At 62.2% G+C, this 22,590-nt stretch carries 29 protein-coding genes; 26 read left to right on the top strand and 3 right to left on the bottom strand.

The window, feature by feature from the left end:
* Nucleotides 1-20 precede the first annotated feature (20 nt).
* The 25 genes from AC07VL_RS24260 (at nt 21) to tatC (ending at nt 19,372) form a co-directional block, all read left to right on the top strand.
* Complete coding sequence (locus AC07VL_RS24260) at nt 21-1,484, top strand: glutamate synthase subunit beta (protein WP_494808103.1); 1,464 nt, start codon at nt 21-23, stop codon at nt 1,482-1,484.
* Between the two features lie 242 nt (nt 1,485-1,726).
* On the top strand, nt 1,727-2,536 hold the full coding sequence (locus tag AC07VL_RS24255) for an ABC transporter ATP-binding protein (RefSeq protein ID WP_290605719.1): 810 nt from the start codon (nt 1,727-1,729) through the stop codon (nt 2,534-2,536).
* Nucleotides 2,533-3,315: a lipid asymmetry maintenance ABC transporter permease subunit MlaE gene (gene mlaE, locus AC07VL_RS24250; RefSeq protein ID WP_290605717.1), complete on the top strand. Its 783-nt coding sequence runs from the start codon at nt 2,533-2,535 to the stop codon at nt 3,313-3,315. The genes AC07VL_RS24255 and mlaE overlap by 4 nt, the downstream gene beginning before the upstream one ends.
* Nucleotides 3,316-3,396: 81 nt before the next feature.
* Entirely contained in the window at nt 3,397-3,867 is a 471-nt protein-coding gene (gene mlaD / locus AC07VL_RS24245) for an outer membrane lipid asymmetry maintenance protein MlaD (protein WP_290605715.1), read from the top strand.
* On the top strand, nt 3,864-4,754 hold the full coding sequence (locus AC07VL_RS24240) for an MlaA family lipoprotein (protein WP_494808102.1): 891 nt from the start codon (nt 3,864-3,866) through the stop codon (nt 4,752-4,754). Before mlaD ends, AC07VL_RS24240 begins: the two co-directional genes overlap by 4 nt.
* Before the next feature lie 72 nt (nt 4,755-4,826).
* Entirely contained in the window at nt 4,827-5,462 is a 636-nt protein-coding gene (locus AC07VL_RS24235; RefSeq protein WP_494808101.1) for an MlaC/ttg2D family ABC transporter substrate-binding protein, read from the top strand.
* A gap of 52 nt (nt 5,463-5,514) precedes the next feature.
* Complete coding sequence (locus AC07VL_RS24230) at nt 5,515-5,862, top strand: STAS domain-containing protein (RefSeq protein WP_494808100.1); 348 nt, start codon at nt 5,515-5,517, stop codon at nt 5,860-5,862.
* A gap of 210 nt (nt 5,863-6,072) precedes the next feature.
* The gene (locus AC07VL_RS24225; RefSeq protein ID WP_290605708.1) at nt 6,073-6,990 is read left to right on the top strand and encodes an ABC transporter ATP-binding protein; all 918 of its coding nucleotides are present in this window, start codon (nt 6,073-6,075) and stop codon (nt 6,988-6,990) included.
* Entirely contained in the window at nt 6,987-7,748 is a 762-nt protein-coding gene (locus AC07VL_RS24220; RefSeq protein WP_290605706.1) for an ABC transporter permease, read from the top strand. The genes AC07VL_RS24225 and AC07VL_RS24220 overlap by 4 nt, the downstream gene beginning before the upstream one ends.
* Nucleotides 7,749-7,806: 58 nt before the next feature.
* On the top strand, nt 7,807-8,043 hold the full coding sequence (locus AC07VL_RS24215) for a BolA family protein (protein WP_494808099.1): 237 nt from the start codon (nt 7,807-7,809) through the stop codon (nt 8,041-8,043).
* A 4-nt stretch (nt 8,044-8,047) separates the two neighbouring features.
* Nucleotides 8,048-9,298 (top strand): UDP-N-acetylglucosamine 1-carboxyvinyltransferase, encoded by a 1,251-nt coding sequence (gene murA / locus AC07VL_RS24210; RefSeq protein WP_494808098.1) that lies wholly within the window; start codon nt 8,048-8,050, stop codon nt 9,296-9,298.
* Nucleotides 9,299-9,444: 146 nt separating this feature from the next.
* Nucleotides 9,445-10,113, top strand: a complete 669-nt coding sequence (hisG, locus tag AC07VL_RS24205; protein ID WP_070219646.1) for an ATP phosphoribosyltransferase — start codon at nt 9,445-9,447, stop codon at nt 10,111-10,113.
* A gap of 24 nt (nt 10,114-10,137) precedes the next feature.
* Nucleotides 10,138-11,463, top strand: coding sequence for a histidinol dehydrogenase (gene hisD, locus AC07VL_RS24200; RefSeq protein ID WP_494808097.1), 1,326 nt, complete (start codon nt 10,138-10,140; stop codon nt 11,461-11,463).
* The gene (locus tag AC07VL_RS24195; RefSeq protein WP_494808096.1) at nt 11,460-12,434 is read left to right on the top strand and encodes a DNA-methyltransferase; all 975 of its coding nucleotides are present in this window, start codon (nt 11,460-11,462) and stop codon (nt 12,432-12,434) included. Before hisD ends, AC07VL_RS24195 begins: the two co-directional genes overlap by 4 nt.
* A gap of 33 nt (nt 12,435-12,467) precedes the next feature.
* A complete protein-coding gene (gene hisC / locus AC07VL_RS24190; RefSeq protein WP_494808095.1) occupies nt 12,468-13,562 on the top strand; it encodes a histidinol-phosphate transaminase in 1,095 nt (364 codons plus the stop codon).
* 19 nt (nt 13,563-13,581) lie between these two features.
* Nucleotides 13,582-14,172: an imidazoleglycerol-phosphate dehydratase HisB gene (gene hisB, locus AC07VL_RS24185; RefSeq protein WP_010402123.1), complete on the top strand. Its 591-nt coding sequence runs from the start codon at nt 13,582-13,584 to the stop codon at nt 14,170-14,172.
* Between the two features lie 40 nt (nt 14,173-14,212).
* On the top strand, nt 14,213-14,851 hold the full coding sequence (gene hisH / locus AC07VL_RS24180; protein ID WP_494808094.1) for an imidazole glycerol phosphate synthase subunit HisH: 639 nt from the start codon (nt 14,213-14,215) through the stop codon (nt 14,849-14,851).
* 54 nt (nt 14,852-14,905) lie between these two features.
* The gene (hisA, locus tag AC07VL_RS24175; RefSeq protein WP_092801515.1) at nt 14,906-15,679 is read left to right on the top strand and encodes a 1-(5-phosphoribosyl)-5-[(5-phosphoribosylamino)methylideneamino]imidazole-4-carboxamide isomerase; all 774 of its coding nucleotides are present in this window, start codon (nt 14,906-14,908) and stop codon (nt 15,677-15,679) included.
* 60 nt (nt 15,680-15,739) lie between these two features.
* Nucleotides 15,740-16,501 carry an imidazole glycerol phosphate synthase subunit HisF gene (gene hisF, locus AC07VL_RS24170; protein ID WP_152255889.1) on the top strand — a complete coding sequence of 254 codons (762 nt, stop codon included), beginning with the start codon at nt 15,740-15,742 and terminating at the stop codon, nt 16,499-16,501.
* Nucleotides 16,502-16,528: 27 nt separating this feature from the next.
* Complete coding sequence (gene hisI / locus AC07VL_RS24165; RefSeq protein WP_290605689.1) at nt 16,529-16,963, top strand: phosphoribosyl-AMP cyclohydrolase; 435 nt, start codon at nt 16,529-16,531, stop codon at nt 16,961-16,963.
* Entirely contained in the window at nt 16,960-17,331 is a 372-nt protein-coding gene (locus AC07VL_RS24160; RefSeq protein WP_076569447.1) for a phosphoribosyl-ATP diphosphatase, read from the top strand. Before hisI ends, AC07VL_RS24160 begins: the two co-directional genes overlap by 4 nt.
* 15 nt (nt 17,332-17,346) lie before the next feature.
* Nucleotides 17,347-17,718 (top strand): histidine triad nucleotide-binding protein, encoded by a 372-nt coding sequence (locus AC07VL_RS24155; protein ID WP_494808093.1) that lies wholly within the window; start codon nt 17,347-17,349, stop codon nt 17,716-17,718.
* Nucleotides 17,719-17,798: 80 nt separating this feature from the next.
* Nucleotides 17,799-18,035 (top strand): Sec-independent protein translocase subunit TatA, encoded by a 237-nt coding sequence (tatA, locus tag AC07VL_RS24150; protein WP_290605685.1) that lies wholly within the window; start codon nt 17,799-17,801, stop codon nt 18,033-18,035.
* A gap of 48 nt (nt 18,036-18,083) precedes the next feature.
* The gene (tatB, locus tag AC07VL_RS24145) at nt 18,084-18,620 is read left to right on the top strand and encodes a Sec-independent protein translocase protein TatB (protein ID WP_494808092.1); all 537 of its coding nucleotides are present in this window, start codon (nt 18,084-18,086) and stop codon (nt 18,618-18,620) included.
* Complete coding sequence (tatC, locus tag AC07VL_RS24140) at nt 18,617-19,372, top strand: twin-arginine translocase subunit TatC (protein WP_290605681.1); 756 nt, start codon at nt 18,617-18,619, stop codon at nt 19,370-19,372. The genes tatB and tatC overlap by 4 nt, the downstream gene beginning before the upstream one ends.
* Before the next feature lie 75 nt (nt 19,373-19,447).
* Here the strand turns inward: tatC and AC07VL_RS24135 are convergent, their stop codons facing one another.
* Nucleotides 19,448-19,849, bottom strand: a complete 402-nt coding sequence (locus tag AC07VL_RS24135; protein ID WP_494808091.1) for a hypothetical protein — start codon at nt 19,847-19,849, stop codon at nt 19,448-19,450.
* Between AC07VL_RS24135 and AC07VL_RS24130 the strand changes: the two genes are divergently transcribed.
* Nucleotides 19,848-20,024 (top strand): hypothetical protein, encoded by a 177-nt coding sequence (locus tag AC07VL_RS24130; RefSeq protein ID WP_494808090.1) that lies wholly within the window; start codon nt 19,848-19,850, stop codon nt 20,022-20,024. The genes AC07VL_RS24135 and AC07VL_RS24130 overlap by 2 nt on opposite strands.
* On the opposite strand, the gene AC07VL_RS24125 is transcribed toward AC07VL_RS24130, so the two are convergent.
* Nucleotides 20,021-21,874, bottom strand: a complete 1,854-nt coding sequence (locus AC07VL_RS24125) for a DUF885 domain-containing protein (RefSeq protein ID WP_494808132.1) — start codon at nt 21,872-21,874, stop codon at nt 20,021-20,023. The genes AC07VL_RS24130 and AC07VL_RS24125 overlap by 4 nt on opposite strands.
* Nucleotides 21,875-22,050: 176 nt before the next feature.
* Nucleotides 22,051-22,539, bottom strand: a complete 489-nt coding sequence (locus AC07VL_RS24120) for a hypothetical protein (RefSeq protein ID WP_290605677.1) — start codon at nt 22,537-22,539, stop codon at nt 22,051-22,053.
* Nucleotides 22,540-22,590 lie beyond the last annotated feature (51 nt).

Below are 22,590 nucleotides of genomic sequence, written 5' to 3'. Positions count from 1 at the left end.
CCAAATACAAAGGAAACATCGTGGGTAAAATTACCGGCTTCATGGAATTCAAGCGCCAGGACGAACACTATCTGGAGCCTGCCGCGCGTCTGAAGAACTACAAGGAATTCGTGCTGCACCTGTCGGACGCGCAAGCGACCGTGCAGGGCGCGCGCTGCATGGACTGCGGCATCCCCTTCTGCACCACGGGTTGCCCGGTGAATAACATCATTCCCGACTGGAATGACCTCGTGTACCGCGGCGCCTACCGCGAAGCGCTTGACATCCTGCATTCGACGAACAACTTCCCGGAATTTACGGGCCGCATCTGCCCGGCGCCGTGCGAATCGGCTTGCACCCTGGGCATCCATGAAGATCCGGTCGGCATCAAGTCCATCGAGCATAAGATCATCGACATGGGCTGGGAGCACGGCTGGGTCACGCCGCAGCCGGCGGGATTTAGCACCGGCAAGAAAGTGGCCATCGTCGGCTCCGGTCCCGCCGGCCTGGCGGCGGCGCAGCAGCTGGCGCGCGCCGGCCATGCCGTCACCGTGTTCGAGAAGAGCGACCGGGTCGGTGGCTTGTTGCGTTACGGCATCCCCGACTTCAAGATGGAAAAATCGCACATCGACCTGCGCGTGAAACAGATGGAAGCCGAAGGCGTGGTCTTCCGCACCAGCGTGCTGGTCGGCAAGGATTTCCCTGCCAACGTGAATAACTGGGCCAAGGAAACCATTTTCCCGGAAGACCTGGAAAAAGAATTCGACGCCGTCATCATGGCCGGCGGCGCCGAGCAGCCGCGCGACTTGCCCGTGCCGGGCCGCGACTTGAAAGGCGTGCACTTCGCCATGGATTTCCTGCCCCTGCAAAACAAGGTCAACGCGGGCGACAAGCTCAAGGACCAGATCAAGGCCACGGGCAAGCACGTGGTGGTGATCGGCGGCGGCGACACGGGTTCCGACTGCGTGGGCACGTCGAACCGCCACGGCGCCGCCTCGGTGGCCCAGTTCGAACTGATGCCGCAGCCGCCGGAACAGGAAAACAAGCCGCTCGTCTGGCCGTACTGGCCGACCAAGCTGCGCACCTCGTCCTCGCACGAGGAAGGCTGCGAGCGCGACTGGGCCGTGGCCACCAAGCGTTTCGAAGGCAAGGGCGGCAAGGTGGAAAAGCTGATCGCCTGCCGCGTGGAATGGAAAGATGGCAAGATGAGCGAAGTGCCGAACTCGGAATTCGAGATGAAGGCCGACCTGGTCTTCCTGGCCATGGGTTTTGTTTCCCCTGTGCAACAGGTGCTGGAAGCATTCGGCGTCGATACGGATGCGCGCGGCAACGTCAAGGCCACGACGGATGGTGAGGGTTGCTACCAGACGTCGGTGCCGAAAGTGTTTGCCGCCGGCGACATGCGCCGCGGCCAGTCGCTGGTCGTGTGGGCCATCCGCGAAGGGCGCCAGTGTGCGCGCGCCGTCGATGCCTTCCTGATGGGTAACTCCTTGTTGCCACGTTAAACTTTTCAGTGTGGCAAGCAAGGGGCCACGGCGCGCGATGCGTCGTGGCCCCTTGTTATTTTGTTCACGCCGCCCCTGGCGGGGACCGCTGGCGTGCAGCCTCGCGTTTTTTACAATAAAATATCTGACTTTTGATTCATTAGTGTTGTATTCTCCCCCAGTAGCGGGCGGTCCAAGGGGGTGTCTCAGCAGAGATTGGCGTTTCTGCACTACAATACGCCATTAAAATAGCGAGCCTCGTCGTGCCAAATCTTGTTGAAATCCGTGATTTACACTTTGCCTATGGAGAACGTTCGATTTTATCGGGCCTTCAAATGGATTTCCCACGTGGAAAAGTTGTGGCCGTCATGGGTGGTTCCGGGAGCGGCAAGACGACCGTACTGCGCCTGATCGGCGGACAATTGCGCCCCAGTTCGGGTTCCGTGAATATCGATGGCCAGATCGTGCATACGCTCAAGACCGACCAGTTATATCAGTTGCGTCGCAAGATGGGCATGCTGTTCCAGCACGGCGCCCTGTTTACGGACTTGACGGCGTTCGAGAACGTGGCCTTTCCCCTGCGCGAACACACGGACTTGAATGAAGAGCTGATCCGCACCCTGGTGCTGATGAAGCTGCACGCCGTGGGTTTACGCAACGCGGCGCAATTGAAGCCGGCCGAGATTTCCGGCGGCATGGGCCGCCGCGTCGCGCTGGCGCGCGCCATCGCCCTCGACCCCGAATTGATCATGTATGACGAGCCGTTCGCCGGCCTGGACCCGATTTCCATGGGCGTGACGGCCAATTTGATCCGCAATTTGAACGATGCGCTGGGCTCCACGTCTATCCTGGTATCGCACGACGTGAAGGAGTGTTTCGCCATCGCTGATTATGTCTATTTTCTGTCATCGGGCAAGATCGTGGCGCACGGCACGCCGGCCGAGATGGCCGTGTCGACGCATCCGTACGTGAAGCAGTTCGTCAATGCCGAGGCCGACGGTCCCGTGCCGTTCCACTATCCGGGCAAGTCGCTGGCCGACGACCTGGGTCTGCATGCGGGAGCGGGCCGATGATCGCGCGTTTCCTGGCGGCTATCGGAGCATGGTTGCGCAATTCGGTACAAGATCTCGGCTTTGCCGTGCGCTCGTTCTTTCTCATCATCGCCTCCTCGGGCGGCCTGTGGCGCCGTCCGCGCCTGGTGATCGAGCAACTGTTTTTTATTGGTAACCGCTCGCTGGTGATTACCGCCGTGTCCGGCCTGTTCGTCGGCATGGTGCTGGGCCTGCAGGGCTATTACACCCTGACGACGTATGGCGCCGAGCAGTCGCTGGGCTTGCTGGTGGCGTTGTCGCTGACGCGCGAGCTGGGTCCCGTCGTCACGGCGCTGCTGTTCGCGGGCCGCGCCGGCACGTCGCTGACGGCGGAAATCGGCCTGATGAAGGCGGGCGAGCAATTGTCCGCCATGGAAATGATGGCCGTGAACCCCATCCAGCGCGTGCTGGCCCCCCGTTTCTGGGCCGGCGTGATCGCCATGCCGATCCTGGGTGCCATCTTTACGGCCGTCGGCATCATCGGTAGCTATCTGGTGGGCGTGATCCTCATCGGCGTCGATGAAGGGTCGTTCTGGTCGCAGATGCAAAGCGGCGTGGATGTCTGGAAGGAAGTGGGCAATGGCACCATCAAGAGCCTGGTCTTCGGCATTGCGGTGACGTTCATCGCCCTGTTCCAGGGTTACCAGGCGCAGCCGACGCCGGAAGACGTGTCCGGCGCCACCACGCGCACGGTGGTGATTTCATCGCTGATGGTGTGGTGGCTCGATTTCATGATGACGGCTTTGATGTTTAGCAAGTAATTGCCGATCGGCGACAAAAATTAGCGGCCTGGGCAGTGTTCTGCGCAGGTGGCGGCAAGTAAAAATTATTTAGGATTGTTTATGCAACGTAAATCTTTGGATGTCTGGGTCGGCTTGTTCGTCTTGCTGGGAGTGGCGGCATTGATGTTTCTGGCGCTCAAGGCCGGCAATATGAGCTCGCTGTCCTTCAGCAAGACGTATACCATTACTGCCAAGTTCGACAATATTGGCGGCCTCAAGCCGCAGGCACCCGTCAAGGGCGCCGGCGTGGTGGTGGGGCGCGTGGCGCAGATCTCGTTTGACGACAAGACCTACCAGGCGCTGGTCAAGCTCGACATCGAAGATGGCTACAAATTTCCGAAAGACAGCTCGGCCAAGATTCTGACGGCCGGTCTGCTCGGTGAGCAATACATAGGCCTGGAAGCGGGCGGTGATTTGGCCAACCTGGCAGAGGGCGACAAGATTGCCCGTACTCAATCGGCCACAGTGCTGGAAGACCTGATCAATCAGTTCATCTACAGCAAGGCAGCAGACGGAAAGGACAGCAAATGAGCGAGTCGACCATGCAATCCCACGGCAGCCTGGCGCGTATCGGCCTGGCGATCGCCATCGCTGCCACGCTGAGCGCCTGTGCCACCGGCACCAATCCGCGCGACCCGCTGGAAGGGTACAACCGCGCCATGTTCAAATTCAACGATACCGTCGACCAGGTGGCCCTGAAACCGGTCGCCACGGCCTACAAGACGGTGACGCCATCGTTCGTGCAGACGGGCGTGGGCAACTTCTTCGGCAACCTGGCCGATGTCTGGAGCGCCGTGAACAACTTGCTGCAAGGCAAGGGTGAGGCGGGCTTGCAGGACGTCGTGCGCGTCGGCATGAACTCGACCTTCGGCATCTTCGGCCTGATCGACATCGCTTCGCAGGCGGGCATTCCCAAGCACAGCGAGGACTTTGGCCAGACCCTGGGCTGGTACGGCGTGCAGCCTGGTCCCTACGTGATGCTGCCGCTGCTGGGGCCGTCGACCGTGCGCGACACGGTGGCCCTGCCGCTGGACATCACGGGCGACCCGTGGCGCTACAAGGATCCGGTCAATGTACGCAATATCGGTACGGTAACGCGCGTGGTCGACAAGCGCGCCGCGCTGCTCGACGCGACCAACCTGATGGAAGCGGCGGCGCTGGACCGCTATGAATTCATCCGCGACGGCTTCCTGCAGGCGCGCGAAAACAAGGTATTCGATGGCGATACGAACCGCCGCGACCGCCTGTCGCCGAAAAAGAACGACAGCAGCGATTATGAGCCGGAAGAGGACGTGAAACAGGCGCCACAACAGCCGAAAGTGGCTGCACAAGCGGCCCCGGCTGCCGAAGTGGCACCTGCCGACCTCGTAACATCTGGTAGCAATACCGTTGCTTCCGAGGCCAAGCCGCAGGAGTAGACTACGGTACAAGAACACCACGGCTGCGATGAACGCCAGCCGGTGCATAGCAACACCATGAAAGGTAAAACCATGAAATTGATGAAACAACTGCTCGCGATGGCGACGATCGCCTTTGCCACCGCCGCCCAGGCTGCCCCGGCCCTGGAAGCACCCGATGTGTTGGTAAAACGCATCAGCCAGGACGTGATCGACACGGCCAAGACGGACAAGGCCATCCAGGCCGGCGACATCAAGCGCGTCACCGAATTGGTCGAAAGCAAGATCCTGCCCTACGTGGATTTCCAGCGCATGACTTCGCTGGCCGCCGGCCGCTACTGGCGCGATGCCACGCCGGACCAGCAAAAGCAGCTGTCCAGCGAATTCCGCACCCTGCTGATCTACACGTATTCGGGCGCCTTGTCGCAGATCAAGAACGAAACCGTGGAATTCAAGCCGCTGCGCGCCGATCCGAGCGATACGGAAGTGGAAGTGCGCTCGCAGGTGAACATGGCGCGCGGCGAACCCGTGCCCCTGAACTACCGCGTGGCGAAAACCCCGACGGGCTGGAAGATCTATGACATCAACGTGCTGGGCGCGTGGCTGGTGGAAACCTACAAAAGCAGCTTTGCCAGCGAGATCAGCAAGGGCGGCATCGATGGCTTGATCAAGACCTTGCAGGCGAAAAACAAGGCCCTGGCCAGCCGTCCTGCCGTCAAAGCCAAATAATCGGCTATCATATAGCTCCTGACCCAGCTCCAGACCAGCGCAGCCCGACGCCATGCCCGACTCTCTCGACACCTTGCAGTCCCTGACTTCCCTGACCGTGCACAATGCCACCTCGGCATTGGAGCAGGGTCTGGACGCCATCCGCTCGGGCCAGACGAAGTTTGACCTGCGCAACGTCAAGGCCGTCGATTCGGCCGCCGTCTCCGTCATGCTGACGTGGCAACGCGCCGCGCAGGACGCCGGCGGCGTGCTGGAGCTGAAGAACCTGCCGACGAACCTGAAAAACCTCACCAAGCTGTATGGCGTCTGCTCGCTCGTCTCGAGCACCCTGAGCGCCGACGACTGCGCCAGCGCCGGCGGCCACGCCGAACGCAGCCCGTCCGACCTGCATCATCATTGATCCTGTCCCACTCCCCGCATCAGCAGTAGCTTTCAAGCCGGCAGGCCAGCAGCGCCGCCGGATTGATCTCCAAGTGTTCCACGAAGTTTCCAACTATAATTGACTGTTGCGCCACCCTCTGCGGAAGGGGCGCCCTGCACCGGCCAGCCGGCCTGCATTGCACCGGCAACTGGCGCATCACACCAGACGCATTACACTTGAAACAAGCACATGACCGCAATTCAAATAACGAATGTAGAAAAGAGCTATAAATCGCTCAAGGCGCTGGGCGGCGTGTCGCTGGCCATCGAGGAAGGCGAATTTTTCGGCCTGCTCGGACCCAACGGCGCTGGCAAGACCACGCTCATTTCCATCATCGCCGGCCTGATACGCCCCGACGCGGGCACCGTCAAGATCCACGGCCACGACGTGGTCAGCGACTTCCGCAATGCGCGCCGCAACCTGGGCGTGGTGCCGCAGGAACTGGTGTTCGACCCGTTTTTCACCGTGCGCGAAACCCTGCGCCTGCAGTCCGGCTATTTCGGCCTGCCGAACAACGACAAGTGGATCGACGAGGTCATGGAAAACCTGGACCTCACGGGCAAGGCGGACACGAATATGCGCGCCCTGTCCGGCGGCATGAAGCGCCGCGTGCTCGTCGCCCAGGCGCTGGTGCACAAGCCGCCCGTCATCGTGCTCGATGAGCCGACGGCCGGCGTCGACGTGGAGCTGCGCCAGACCCTGTGGAAGTTCATCTCGCGCCTGAACCGCGAAGGCGGCCACACGGTCGTGCTGACCACGCACTACCTGGAAGAGGCGCAAGCCATGTGCCAGCGCGTGGCCATGCTGAAAACCGGCAAGGTGGTGGCGCTCGACACCATGTCGGCCCTGATCCGCCGCATCGCCGGCTCGCAGCTGCAGGTGCACCTCAAGCACGGCAGCCTGCCTGCCGACCTGCAGCACCTGGTGCTGCACCCGGAAGAACAGCAGGCGCCGAACAAGTTCAGCCTGCGCGTCAACGAATACAGCGAAGTCGAGAAAATCCTCGCCCGCCTGCGCGAAGCGGGCGTCGAGATCGATGAAATGCAATTGCAACAAGCCGACCTGGAAGATATCTTCTTGCAGATCATGGATAAAGGTACCGTATGATTTCGACAGGATTCCGCACCCTCGTCTACAAGGAGACGCTGCGCTTCTGGAAGGTGGCGACGCAAACCGTGGCCGCGCCCGTGCTCACGTCCATGCTCTACCTGCTGGTGTTCGGCCATGTGCTCGACGGCCGCGTGGAGCCGAGCCCCGGCGTCAGCTACACGGCCTTCCTGATTCCCGGCCTGGTGATGATGAGCGTGCTGCAAAACGCGTTCGCCAACTCTTCGTCCTCGCTGATCCAGTCCAAGATCACGGGCAACCTGGTGTTCGTGCTGCTCACGCCCCTGTCGCACTGGGAAATCTTCTCGGCGTATGTACTCGCTTCCGTCGCGCGCGGCCTGGCCGTGGGCTTTGGCGTGTTTGCCATCACCTGCTGGTTCGCCGACCTGTCGTTCGTCGCGCCGCTGTGGATCGTCATCTTCGCCTTCCTCGGCGCCGCCATGCTGGGCACCATGGGCCTGATCGCCGGCATCTGGGCCGAGAAATTCGACCAACTGGCCGCCTTCCAGAACTTCCTGATCATGCCGGCCACCTTCCTCTCGGGCGTGTTCTACTCGATCCACTCGCTGCCCGCGTTCTGGCAGTCGGTGTCGCACCTGAACCCTTTCTTCTACATGATCGATGGCTTCCGCTACGGCTTCTTCGGCACCTCCGACGTCAGCCCCTGGCTCAGTCTTTCCATCGTCGCCGGCTTCCTCGTGATCCTGGCGCTGGTGTCGATCCGCCTGCTGAAAAGCGGCTACCGGCTACGCCATTAATCACGCCATTGATTGCGGCACCTCACATCACTACATTATTCAATATCAAGGACTTATCGTGACCACCACTCCAGAACTGATCCACGGCTATCTGTCGGCCGGCCTCGAATGCACGCACCTCGAAGTGGAGGGCGATGGCCAGCACTTCCAGGCCGTTATCGTCTCGCCGCAATTTGCCGGCAAGCGCCTGATCCAGCGTCACCAGATCGTCTACGCGGCGCTGGGCGACCGCATGCGCGAGGAAATCCACGCGCTGTCGATGAAAACCCTGACACCTGAAGAATTCCAAGGATAAGCACATGGACAAGCTCCTGATCAACGGCGGCAACCGCCTGAACGGCGACATCGCCATCTCCGGCGCGAAAAACGCCGCCCTGCCCATCCTGTGCGCGGGTCTCTTGACCGCGGGCGACCTGGACCTGACGAACGTGCCGCACCTGCACGACGTCGCCACCATGCTGAAACTGCTGGGCCAGACGGGCCTGAAGGTGCAGCAGGACGGCGACCGCGTGGTCCTCAACGGCAGCGCCATCACCAGCTTGGAAGCGCCGTATGAACTGGTGAAGACCATGCGCGCCTCTATCCTCGTGCTGGGACCCATGCTGGCGCGCTTCGGCGAAGCTAAGGTCTCGCTGCCGGGCGGCTGCGCCATCGGTTCGCGCCCCGTCGACCAGCACATCAAGGGCCTGGAAGCGCTGGGCGCCGAGATCCGCATCGAGGCAGGCTATATCTACGCCAAGTGCGCCAAGCTGAAAGGCGCGCGCATCGTCACCGACATGATCACTGTCACCGGCACGGAAAACCTGCTGATGGCCGCGACCCTGGCCGAAGGCGAGACCATCCTGGAAAACGCCGCCTGCGAACCGGAAGTGACCGACTTGGCGCACCTGCTGGTGGCCATGGGCGCGAAGATCGACGGCATCGGCACCAGCCGCCTGGTGATCCAGGGCGTCGAGTCCTTGCACGGCGCCTCGCACGCGGTCATCGCCGACCGTATCGAAACGGGCACCTTCCTGTGCGCCGTGGCGGCCACCGGAGGCGACATCACCCTGCGCAACGTGCGCACCGATATCCTCGACGCGGCGCTGGACAAGCTGCGCGCCATGGGCCTGACGATGACCTTCGGCGCCGACTGGATCCGCGCCGAGATGTCGGCCCGCCCGAACCCCGTCAGCTTCCGCACCACCGAATACCCGGGCTTCCCGACCGACATGCAGGCGCAGTTCATGGCGGTGAACACCATCGCCAACGGCGCCAGCCGCGTCACCGAGACGATCTTCGAGAACCGCTTCATGCACGTGCAGGAAATGAACCGCCTGGGCGCCGACATCACCATCGAGGGCAACACGGCCATCATCGCCGGCGTCAAGCAGCTGCGCGGCGCGCCCGTGATGGCGACCGACCTGCGCGCCTCGGCGTCGCTGGTGATCGCGGCCCTGGCCGCCGACGGCGAAACCCTGATCGACCGCATCTATCACCTCGACCGCGGCTACGACCGCATGGAAGTGAAGCTGTCGGCCGTTGGCGCCAACATCGTACGCATCAAGTAACGCCTGTCAGAACCTACTGCGCGTCGTGCTTTGCGGCCTGCGATGCTCACTGTACCTTCGTACAGTTGCGCTTCTCGACCACAAATCACTTTCGCTCGCTACGGTTTTGTCAGGTGTTGTAAATCATAAATGAGTAAGGAACGAGCATGAACGGATCGAACAACGGCGACAGCTCCCAGCTGATCCTGGCGCTCTCGAAAGGGCGCATTTTCGAGGACACCATGCCGCTGCTGGAAGCGGCGGGCATCAAGGTGCTGGAAAACCCGGAGACGTCGCGCAAGCTGATTTTGGCCACCAATGATCCGAACGTGCGCGTCATCATCGTGCGCGCCAGCGACGTGCCGACCTATGTGCAGTACGGCGCGGCCGATTTCGGCGTGGCGGGCAAGGACGTGCTGCTGGAGCACGGCGGCGAAGGCCTGTACCAGCCGATCGACCTGAATATCGCCTCCTGCCGCATGTCGGTGGCGGTGCAGGCCGGCTTCGACTATGAAAAGGCCGTGCACCAGGGCGCGCGCTTGCGCGTGGCCACCAAGTTCGTGCACACGGCGCGCGAGCACTTCGCCGCCAAGGGCGTGCACGTCGATTTGATCAAGCTGTATGGCTCGATGGAGCTGGCGCCCCTGGTCGGCCTGTCCGATGCCATCGTCGACCTGGTCAGCACGGGCAGCACCCTGCGCGCGAACAACCTCGTCGAAGTCGAGCACATCATGGAAATCTCGTCGCGCCTGGTGGTCAACCAGGCCGCCCTGAAGCTCAAGCGCGAGCGCTTGCAGCCGATTATCGAGGCGTTTGAACGCGCCTCGCAAGCCTAGACATTCAGTAGCAGAAAGCCGATTATGCCGATACAGATACGCAAGCTCGATTCAAGCCAGGAAGGTTTCCAACAATCGCTCGACACGCTGCTGGCGTTCGAGGCGGGCACCGATGAAGCGATTGAAACGTCGGTCGCAAAAATCCTGGCCGATGTGAAAACGCGCGGCGACGCCGCCGTGCTGGAATACACCAACCGCTTCGACCGCATCCCCCATGGCGGCGCGGCGGAAATGGCGGCGTTTGACATTTCGCAAGCCGAACTGCAGGCGGCCCTGAACGGCCTGCCGTCGGCCCAGCGCGAGGCGCTGCAGATCGCCGCCCAACGCATCCGCGCCTTCCACGAACGCCAGCGCGAGGAATTGCGCGGCTTCACCTACACCGAGCCCGATGGCACGGTGCTGGGCCAGAAGATCACGCCGCTGGACCGGGTCGGCATCTACGTCCCGGGCGGCAAGGCAGCCTATCCGTCGTCCGTGCTGATGAACGCCATTCCCGCACATGTGGCGGGCGTGGGCGAAATCATCATGGTCGTGCCGACGCCTGACGGCGTGAAAAACCAGATGGTGCTGGCCGCCGCCGCGATCGCCGGCGTGACGCGCGTGATCACCATCGGCGGCGCGCAAGCCGTCGGCGCGCTGGCCTACGGCACGCAGACGATAGGCGCCGTCGACAAGATCGTCGGCCCCGGCAACGCCTTTGTCGCCGCCGCCAAGCGCCGCGTGTTCGGCATCGTCGGCATCGACATGATCGCCGGACCGTCGGAAATCCTCGTGCTGTGCGACGGCACGACGGACCCGGACTGGGTCGCGATGGACCTGTTTTCGCAGGCCGAGCACGACGAGCTGGCGCAGGCCATCCTGCTGTGCCCCGACGCGGACTACATCGCCAAAGTGGAAGAGAGCATCGCCAAGCTGCTGCCGACGATGCCGCGCCAGGCCACCATCAGCACCTCGCTGCAGGACAGGGGCGCGCTGATCAAGGTGCGCAGCATGGAAGAGGCGTGCGAGATCGCCAATGCCATCGCGGCCGAGCACCTGGAAATCTCGGCGGACAAGCCGCAGCAGTGGGCCGAGCAGATCCGCCACGCGGGGGCCATGTTCCTGGGCCGCTTCTCGTCCGAATCGCTGGGCGACTACTGCTGCGGTCCCAATCACGTGCTGCCGACGTCGCGCACGGCGCGCTTCTCGTCGCCGCTGGGCGTGTACGACTTCCAGAAGCGCTCGTCCATCATCCACGTGAGCGAAGCGGGTGCGCAGACCCTGGGCCGTGTCGCCGCCACCCTGGCGTACGGCGAAGGCTTGCAGGCGCACGCGCGCAGCGCCGAACTGCGTCTGAAGCCGCAGCCATGATGGCAACGGCGGAGCAGCCGGACTGGGTCAACCGGGTGTATTGCGAAGACGCGCTGGCGGGGCTGGCGCGCATTCCCGATGGCTCGGTGGACCTGATCCTGACGGACCCGCCGTACAACCTGGGCAAGGATTACGGCAATGCGTCGGACCAGCAGTCCGTGGCCGACTACCTGCGCTGGACGGAACAGTGGATCGATGCGGCGCTGCCCAAGCTGAAAGCCAACGGCAGCCTGTATATCTTCCTCACCTGGCGCTATTCGCCGGAGATCTTCGTCATGCTCAAGCAGCGCATGGCGATGATGAATGAAATCATCTGGGACCGCCGCGTGCCGTCCATGGGCGGCAGCGTGCGCAGCTTTTCATCGGTGCACGACACCATCGGTTTCTTCGTCAAGCGCAAGGATTACTACTTCGACCTTGACGCCGTGCGCATCGCCTACGACGCGGCCACCAAGAAAGCCCGTTCGCGTTCGATCTTCATCGGCGCCAAATGGCTGGAAGTGGGCTACAACCCGAAAGACCTGTGGAGCGTGTCGCGCCTGCACAAGGAACACCCGGAACGGGCCGACCACCCGACGCAAAAGCCGCTGGAAATCATCGAGCGCATGGTCAAGGCGTCGTGCCCGCCCGGCGGCGTGGTGCTCGACCTGTTCATGGGCAGCGGCACGACGGCGCTGGCGGCGAAGCGCTGCGGGCGCGATTTCGTCGGCTTTGAACTCAATCCCGATTACTGCGCCATCATCGAACAGCGATTGACGGCGCTCGCCCAGGAGCTGGCCGAACCGGCCGCGCCGAAGGCGGAAAAGAAGAAGGCGCCGGCCAAGCGCCGCGCCGCGGCGACCAGCACCGCGCCGAAGGCCGCCAAGGCGGCCAGCAAGAAACCGGCCGCGGCGAAAAAGCCGCCCGCCGTGAAAAAAGCACCGGCCCGCAAGGCGCCCGGCGCCAGCGTGCCGGAAGACGTCGTCGTTTAGTCTCCATTTAATTCCATCAGGAGTGTTTGCAGCATGTCTTTCCTCGATCAGTTAATCAGCAACACCGTGCGGCCCGACGTGCAGGCCGTCAAAAGCTACCAGGTGGCCGACGCCAGCGGCTACGTCAAGCTCGACGCGATGGAAAACCCGTATCCGCTGCCGCAGCACCTGCGCGAGGAGCTGGGCGCGCGCCTGGCCGGCGTGGCGCTGAACCGCTACCCGCCGTCCTACGCCAGCCTGCAACAGGCCATCTGCGCCAGGCTGGGCGTGCCCGCCGGCTATGACGTCATGCTGGGCAACGGCTCCGACGAACTGATCTCCATCCTGGCCATGGCTTGCGCCACCCAGGAGCCGGGCCAGCGCGCCGTGCTGCTGGCGCCCGTGCCGGCCTTCGTCATGTATGCGCGCTCGGCGCAGTTTGCCGGCATGGATTTCGTCGGCGTGCCCCTGCAGGCCGACTTCAGCCTGGACATGCCGGCCATGCTGGCGGCCATCGCAGAGCACCGCCCGGCGCTGGTCTTCCTTGCGTATCCGAACAACCCGACGGGCAACCTGTTTGCCGGCGCCGACATCGAGCGCATCCTCGCCGCCCTGGGCGACACGGGCATCGCCGTCGTCGACGAAGCCTACGAGCCGTTCGCGCAGCACAGTTTCATGGGCCGCCTGCCCGAGTTCGGGAACCTGGTGGTGATGCGCACCGTGTCGAAACTGGGCCTGGCCGGCATCCGCCTGGGCTACATGTCGGCCGCGCCGGCCCTGCTGGCGCAGTTCGAGAAGGTGCGCCCGCCCTACAATGTGAATGTGCTGACGCAGGCGGCGGCCGAATTCGCCCTCGAGCACCTCGACGTGCTCAATGCCCAGGCGGACTTGCTCAACAGCGCGCGCGACGACCTGGCATTGCGCCTGGCGGAACTGCCCGGCGTGACCGTGTTTCCCTCGAAGGCAAATTTTCTTCTGATTCGTGTGGCCGATTCCGACGATGTTTGCGCCAAACTGCTTGCCCGCAGGGTGTTAATTAAAAATATGAGTAAAATGCATGCTGCGCTGGTCAATTGCCTGCGCATCAGCGTCAGCACCCCGGAAGAGAATTCCCTTTTTTACGATGCCTTCAAGGCATCCCTCGTTTAGCCTATCGCCAGAGCCTCCCATGAACCGCACCGCAGAAATCACGCGCAACACCAACGAGACGCAAGTTCGCGTCGCCCTCAACCTGGACGGCACCGGCCAGCAAAAGCTGAACACGGGCGTGCCCTTCCTCGACCATATGCTGGACCAGATCGCCCGCCACGGCTTGATCGACCTCGATATCGAGGCGACGGGCGACGTGCATATCGACAACCACCATACGGTGGAAGACGTGGGCATCACCCTGGGCATGGCCGTGGCCAAGGCCATCGGCGACAAGAAGGGCATCCGCCGCTATGGCCACGCCTACGTGCCGCTGGACGAGGCGCTGTCGCGCGTGGTGCTCGATTTCTCGGGCCGCCCTGGCATCGAATACCACATCCCGTTTACGCGCGCCATGATCGCCGGCTTCGACGTCGACCTGACCCTGGAATTTTTCCGCGGCTTCGTCAACCATGCGGGCGTGACCTTGCATATCGACAACTTGCGCGGCACGAATGCCCACCACCAGTGCGAAACCGTGTTCAAGGCCTTTGGCCGCGCGCTGCGCATGGCTGCCGAGCTCGACGAGCGCGCGGCCGGCATCATTCCATCGACCAAGGGCAGCCTGTAAGCGCCGCGCTCGCTATATTGTAGATTCCGGGATTAAACAGATGAATAAAATTGTGGTGGTGGATTACGGCATGGGCAACCTGCGCTCGGTAGCGCAGGCCCTGCGTGCCGTGGCGCCGGAAGCGGACGTGCGCATTTCCGGCGAGCCGGCCGACATCGACAGCGCCGACCGCATCGTCCTGCCGGGCCAGGGCGCCATGCCCGACTGCATGCGCAGCCTGCGCGAATCGGGCGTGCTGGAAGCCTTGCTGCGCGCCGCCGACAGCAAGCCCGTGCTGGGCGTGTGCATCGGCGAGCAGATGCTGTTTGACAGCAGCGAAGAAGGCGACGCGGCCGGCTTGGGCTTGCTGCCAGGCAAAGTCGTGCGCTTCCAGCTCGACGGCCAGGTGCAGGACGACGGCTCCCGCTTCAAGGTGCCGCAAATGGGCTGGAACCAAGTGCGGCAAACGGCGTCCCATGTGATGTGGGACGGCATTGCCGACCAGGCGTATTTTTACTTTGTGCACAGCTATTTTGCTCAACCTCAAGTGGCCGCGCACACGGTCGGCGAGACTATCTATGGCGCACCGTTCGCCTGCGCCGTCGCCCGTGATAATATTTTCGCGACGCAGTTTCACCCTGAAAAAAGTGCTGCCGCTGGCTTGCAGCTGTACAAGAACTTCGTTCACTGGCAACCTTAACGTTCGCTCTCCGGCTTTTTTTCCGCCTCTCACTCACTCTAAACCACACTGACCATGCTGCTCATTCCCGCCATCGACCTGAAAGACGGTCACTGCGTACGCCTGAAACAAGGCGATATGGAACTTGCCACCGTATTTTCCGAAGACCCGGCCGAGATGGCCCGCCATTGGCTGATGCAAGGCGCGCGCCGGCTGCACCTGGTCGACCTGAACGGTGCCTTTGCCGGCAAGCCGAAGAACGAAGGCGCCGTGAAAGCCATCCTGCAAGCCGTGCAGGACTTTGCCGTGGAAAACGACATCGAGGAAATCCCCGTGCAGCTGGGCGGCGGCATCCGCGACCTCGACACCATCGAGCGCTACCTGGACGCGGGCATCAGCTACGTCATCATCGGCACGGCGGCCGTGAAAAGCCCCGGCTTCCTGCATGACGCCTGCAGCGCCTTCCCCGGCCACATCATCGTCGGCCTCGACGCCAAGGATGGCAAGGTGGCAACGGATGGCTGGAGCAAGATGTCCGGCCACGAAGTGATCGACCTGGCGAAGAAATTCGAGGCCTATGGCGTCGAATCGATCATCTACACGGACATCGGCCGCGACGGCATGATGGGCGGCATCAACATCGAGGCCACCGTCAAGCTGGCGCAAGCCGTCAAGATTCCCGTCATCGCCTCGGGCGGCCTGCACAACATCGGCGACGTGGAAGCGCTGTGCGCCGTCCAGGCCGAAGGCATCGAAGGCGTGATCTGCGGCCGTTCCATCTATGAAGGCACGATCGACCTGGCGCAGGCGCAGGAACGCGCCGATGAACTGACCGACGCCGCCGTTTAAGCCAGCCCGGCCGGGGTGTGCGCGTGCATGCCCTGGCCTGGCGACAATCTGGATACCATCATGCTTGCAAAACGTATCATCCCCTGCCTCGACGTGACCAATGGCCGCGTCGTCAAAGGCGTCAACTTCACGGAACTGCGCGACGCGGGCGATCCCGTGGAAATCGCCCGCCGTTATGACGAGCAGGGCGCCGATGAAATCACTTTCCTCGATATTACCGCCTCGAGCGACAACCGCGGTTTGATCTTCGACATCATCGAAGCGGTGGCGTCGCAAGTGTTCATCCCGCTGACGGTGGGCGGCGGCGTGCGCGTCGTGGAAGACGTGCGCCGCCTGCTCAACGCGGGCGCCGACAAGGTCAGCATCAACACCTCGGCCGTGACGAACCCGCAGCTGGTGTTTGAGGCATCGCAAAAGCACGGTTCGCAATGCATCGTCGTGGCCATCGACGCCAAGCAGGTGTCGCCCGGCAAGTGGGAAGTATTTACCCACGGCGGGCGCAATGCCACGGGCCTGGACGCCTTCGAATGGGCGCGTAAAATGGAAAGCCTGGGCGCCGGTGAAATTTTGCTGACCAGCATGGACCGCGATGGCACCAAGGTGGGCTTCGACCTTGGCCTGACGCGCGGCGTGTCCGATGCCGTCAGCATTCCCGTCATCGCCTCGGGCGGCGTGGGCGGCTTGCAGGACCTGGTCGATGGCATCAAGGTGGGCCGCGCGGATGCCGTGCTGGCCGCCAGCATCTTCCACTATGGCCAGCACACGGTGCAGGAAGCCAAGCGGTTCATGGCGCAGCAGGGCATACCCATGCGCCTGGCGTAAACAAAGGATGGAAGCAGGTAGAACACTATGCAAAACGGAACTATCGTAGCGAGCAATGCCAAGTGGCTGAAAAAGGTCAAGTGGGACGAACACGGCCTCGTGCCCGTGATCGCGCAGGAAGCGGGCAGCAATGACGTGCTGATGTTCGCCTGGATGAACCGCGACGCGCTGGCGCGCACGGTGGAGCTGGGCGAAGCCGTGTACTGGAGCCGTTCGCGCAAGAAACTGTGGCACAAGGGCGAAGAGTCCGGCCACACGCAAAAAGTGCTGGAAATCCGCCTCGATTGCGACGAAGACGTGGTCTTGCTGAAAATCGAGCAGGCCGGCGGCATCGCCTGCCATACGGGCCGCCACTCGTGCTTCTTCCAGAAGTTCGAAGGCGACGAGAAAACGGGCGAATGGCAAGTCACCGATCCCGTGCTGAAAGACCCTGACACGATTTACGCGGAAACGAAGAAATGAGTGAAACTTTAAAGCGCCTGGCCGCCGTGATCGAATCGCGCAAGCTGGCCAATGGCGGCGACCCGGCCACTTCCTACGTGGCGCGCCTGTTTGCCAAGGGCGACGATGCGATTCTGAAAAAAATCGGCGAGGAAGCAACGGAAACCGTGATGGCGGCCAAGGATGCGCGGCGCGACAACGACCCGTCGAAGGTCTTGTACGAGTGCGCCGACCTGTGGTTTCATTCCCTCGTGATGCTGGCGCAGTTCGACCTGACGCCGCAGCAGGTGCTCGACGAGCTGGCGCGGCGCGAAGGCCTGTCCGGCCTGGAAGAAAAGGCGGCGCGCAAGGATGAGTTGCGCGACGCGGGCGAAGCGGACAAACACTGACTGACTGGAGCGTACGTGGATAACTGTATTTTTTGCAAAATTGCTGCCAAGCAAATTCCTTCGTCCATCGTCTACGAGGATGAGGACTTGCTGGCCTTCAAGGACATCAACCCGGCCGCGCCCGTGCACCTGCTGCTGATCCCGAAGCGCCACGTGGCCAGCCTGTCCGACTGCGACGACAGCCATACGGAAGTGCTGGGCAAGCTGCTGCGCCTGGCGCCGAAACTCGCCGCCGAATTCGGCTGCGCCGTCAGCTATGACGCCGACGGCGTGCCGTCGGGCGGTTTCAAGACCATGATCAACAGCGGCCCGAACGGCGGGCAAGAGGTGTATCACCTGCACCTGCACGTGTACGGCGGTCCCCGTCCCTGGCGCGGTCAGCACTGATTTCGCCGTGCGCGGGGTTCGCGTGTATACTACCCGCATTGGTTGACGCTATTCGGGCACCGGCCCGCAAGGAGAATGTGATGGGTTCATTGAGTATTTGGCACTGGCTGATCGTTCTGGTCATTGTGATGCTGGTCTTCGGCACCAAGAAACTGGGTAATATCGGCGGTGATATCGGCAAGGCCGTCAAAGGCTTCAAGGATGGCGTCAAGGGCGACGAGGATGCCCCGGCAGCCAATACCCCTCCTGCTGCGCCATCGCAAGTGGCCGATAAAAGCACCATCGACGTCGAGACGAAAGAGAAAAACAAGTTCTGATAGCGTGGCGGGGCGCTTGCCTCGTCCGGTAACAGCCCTTGTCCGCTTATGATCGATCTCGGTCTCTCTAAAATCGCCATCATCGGCGTGGTCGCACTGATAGTCATCGGTCCTGAAAAGCTGCCGAGAGTGGCGCGCATGGCCGGCACCCTGTATGGCCGCGCGCAACGCTACCTGAACCAGGTGAAATCCGAAGTCACGCGCGAAATCGAACTGGAAGAGCTGAAAAACCTGCAGAAGGAAGTGCAGGATGCGGCCCATTCCGTCAAGCAAAGCGTGGAGAAATCCATGCATGGTGTGGAAAACTCGATTTCCGGCAACCTGGCCGAGGTGGAAAACGCCTGGCGCGGCGATTCAAGTACATATGACGATGGGCAACATGACGCCCACGAAGCCATGCTGCGCGCCACCAACGATGACCTGGCACGCAAGGCACGCGAATTCCGCCGCAAGAAGCTGGTACGCAATTCCGCCATCCCCGGCTGGTACAAGCAGCGCCATGGCGGCAAGCTGCACGTGCAGTCGGCGGCGGCCCGCGTGGCGCGCTTCCGTCCGCGTGCCAGTTCCTCCTCCTTTTACTCATGAGTAGCAAATCCCCGGTGGAAGAAACCTTTATCTCGCATCTGGTCGAGCTGCGCAACCGCCTGGTCAAGGCCTCGATCGGCTTCGCCATCGTCTGCGGCGTGCTGTTTTACTGGCCGGGCGCCTCGCACATCTACGATTTCATCGCCGCGCCCATGCTCGCTTCGCTGCCCGTCGGCTCGAAGCTGATCGCCACGGGCGTGGTGTCGCCCTTCCTGATCCCCATGAAGGTGACCCTGCTGCTCGGTTTCATCGTCTCGCTGCCGTGGGTGCTGTACCAGATGTGGGCGTTTATCGCGCCAGGCCTGTACACGCATGAAAAGCGCCTGATCGCGCCGCTCGTCATCTCCTCGTCGCTGCTGTTCATGGCCGGCGTGGCCTTCTGCTATTTCTTTGTCTTTGGCCGCGTATTTCACTTCATTAGCAATTTCGCGCCCTCCTCGATCGCCGTCACGCCCGATATCGAAAACTACCTCGATTTCGTCATGTCGATGTGCCTGGCCTTTGGCGCCACCTTCGAAGTGCCGGTGGTGGTGGTGATCCTCGTGCGCATGGGCCTCGTTTCCGTTGCCAAGCTCAAGGAAGTGCGCCCCTATGTCATCGTCGGCGCCTTCGTGATCGCCGCCATCGTCACGCCGCCCGACGTGGTCAGCCAGTTTTCGCTGGCCGTCCCCATGTGGCTGCTGTTCGAACTGGGCCTGCTGGTGGCGCCCGTCTTCGTCAGGGCGACACAGGCGCCGGAAGAAGCGTCGTAGCCGGCACGCAGGCAAACGCCGCTGTCCTTCCCCGGGAGCAGCGGCTTTTTTATCGCGGGTCATGTTGGTGAGCGCTCACTGTAGCAGCAGTTTGCTGAGGATGCCCAGGTTCAGCAGGATCAGGGTGCTCATCATCCAGTAGACGTGTTTCATGTCGGCACCCTGGCGCAAGTCCAGGCGTTCCAGGCGGGAGTCGAATTTTTGCTCCAGCAGATCAATCCGTGTATCGAGTTTTAATTCCAGCGCATCTATTTTCAGATCCAGGGCATTCGTCCTGGTATCGAGCTGTTGCGCCACCAGCTTGATTTCCCCCAGCAGATTGCGCTCCAGCGCCGCCAGTTCGCCATGCACGACGACGGCTGAACCCAGTACCTCGCCCAAGGCCGTGGCATGGGCTTCCGCCTGCTGTGTGGGCACGCCCGCCGAGGCGAGGCGTTTGGTGTAATCGAGGGTGTCGAACTGGATGGGCATATGCATGGACGCTCCTGAACTCACCCTAGCAGAAAAATCGGCAATTGCCAGTGAGGAGTGCGGTGGCGCCTGCCTTCCCGTCAGCTTAATCGACAGGGATGCCAGTGATTTGCGGCGGCGCAAATGGATGCAAAAAGGGCGCCGCGGCGCCCTTTGCAAGCTGACGGCGAGCGCCGCTTAATTCATCAATTCCTTGATGACTTTCACGGGCGCGCTGCCGTAGCTGAGGAATTGCTCATGGAAATCCTTCAGCACGAACTTGTTACCCAAGGCTTGCTTGCGCTGCTCGCGCAAGTCCATGATTTCGCTGTAGCCGCTGAAATAGCTGGTCAGTTGCACCGAGCTCAGCTGCACGCGGCGCCATTTTTCCGTCGCTTCACGCTTGGTCTGGAAGGCCTGGCGCGTCAGCAGGTCCAGCGCCTGTGCTTCCGTCATGCCCAGCACGTGCACGCTGTAGTCGAGTATCGTATTGGTGACGCTGCGCAAGTTCCACTTCGAGTACATCAGCCACATTTCCGGCGCATTGTTGCCGTAGCCCGATTCGAGCATCATGCGCTCGCCATACACGGCCCAGCCTTCGATCATGGCGCCATTGCCGAAGATGGATTTGATCAGCGACGGCGACTTGTTGGCGTACACGAGCTGCGTGTAGTGGCCGGGGATGGCTTCGTGGATGTTCAGGATCTGCAAGATCCAGTGGTTGTACTCGCGCAAGCTGCTTTCCGCCTGCTCCGGCGTTTCGCCGTCGAGCGGCGTCACGTTGTAATACGTGCGGTCTTGCGGACGGTAGGGGCCGGGTGCCTCGATGCTGGCGCCGGCCACGCCGCGCTGGTAGGCGGGCGTTTCACGCACGACGAGGGGCTTTTTCGGGTCCATGGTCAGCAGGTTGTGGCTGGTTACCCATTCCTGCAATTCCGGGATCTGGCGGCGGATCTCCGGCACGAAATCGGCGGCGGCCACGTGGTTGCTCGACAGCTTGTCGATCACCATGCCGATCTTCGCCGTGCGGTCCGCCGGCTTGGCCGTGCTGCCCATGGTTTTTACCCACAGTTCGTCGGCCAGGCTGTCCATGTGCTCGAGCAGCTTTTCGCGGGCGGCCAGGGCCTTCTGGTACATCTGCTCGGCGCTCACGCTGGCCTGGATATCGTAGGCAAATTTCTGCTCGTACAGCTCCTTGCCGATGCGGAAGGAGCGCGCGTTGCCGTTCTGCGCCAGCGCCGCATCCTGCTCCGTCAGCCAGGCCGCATAGCCTTGCACGGCCGTGCGGGCGGCCGTGATGCGGGCGTTGTACAGCTGTTTTTCCGTCGGCGTCAGGATGGAGCTCTGTGCCGTCTTGTTCAGGTCATCGAGTACGCTGAGCACGCCGGCGCTCTGGGCGATGGCCAGCTGCGTGTGTTCGCGCGTGGGATTGACGATGCTGGCGCGCGCGGCGACATAGTATTGCGGCACGCTGGCGATGCGCTTGAGCAAGGTGCGCAGGCGCTGCGGCTGCGAGGCGTATTCCGTGTTCAGGATGAAATCGATGGTGCCGGCCACGTTGTACTGGGCGGGATTCCACTCGAATTCGCGGAAGGTGGTCAAGTACCAGCGGTCCGATTGCAGTTTGTTCGTCAGCAAGGCCAGGTCGGTGCGTTGCTTGTCCGACATTTTGCTCGCATTCAGCTTGTCGAACTTGCCCAGCCATTCCTCGATGAAGGCCAGCTGTTTCTGGCGGCTGGCGGCGTCCGGAATGGTCAGGTTGGCGGCGCCGTCGTACTTGCCGGCGGCAATCGCGCTTTCCGGGTCCTGGCGCCACAGGGCGGTGAGGAACTGGCTGCCCAGGTTATTCATGGCACGGTCGCTGCTGGTCTCGTTGGCCGCCACGGCGGCGGTGGCTGCCGTGGCGGCGGCGCCGGCGACGACGGCTTTCTTGGCGACGGTTTTTTTCTTGCTGCTGGTGGACGCCTTGCCGTGCTGCTTCTTGGCGGCGCTGGCCGGTGTCAGCGTGAAGGCCATCATCAATGCGGCGAGCGCAACTTTATTTTTTATCAGCATCGTTCATCTCTTGAATATTTGGCTGTTTGTCATTATCAGGAAAGAATAAACTGACAATATAGGCAACAAACAACTATTGAAAGGTTGGCTTTGCTTGCCAGGGCGGCCCAAAGATTAGCATTAATTGCCGCCGTTGCGCAGATTTTTGCGCTCGCGCTGCCCGCCGCGGAGGCCTAGACGACGATAGCGCTGCCGTGCAGCAGCTCCTGGTGCCGCGCATTCAGGGCCGCCACGGCATCCTTGCCGCGCGCCATGCCGGTGGCATGGATTTCGATGTCCTGCGTGTAGCGCTGGCTGACGCGCACCGTGTAGGACTGGAACAGCCAGCTCCAGAAATTGGTCTCGTAGACGGCTTCATCCATGTCGCGCCATTTGACGCCCGTGAGTTTCTTTTTCCAGGGCAAGATGCCGGAGGCCAGCCACACGCCCGCCTCGTCGTAGTACAACTGGTAGCTGCGCGTCGTCAGCAGGCGGTAGCCGACGATGAGGGCCGAGCCGACCAGCACGACGAAGGCGGCCCGCGTGTTGTACTTGAAGGCCAGCGGCAGGGCGGCAAAGAACAGCAGCACGGCAATGAGGAAGGTGCTGACATAGGCGGTCCAGGATTTGCCGCACAAGAAGGTGGCGCGCTGGCCGGCGCTGGTGGCGATGTAATCGGTCATGGCAAGGCATTGAAACAGGGAAAAACGATCATCGCATGGAACGCGGCTTGC

The organism is Janthinobacterium sp. GW821-FHT03C08 (genome assembly GCF_059420905.1).
This window is presented reverse-complemented; position numbering and strand designations above follow the sequence as displayed.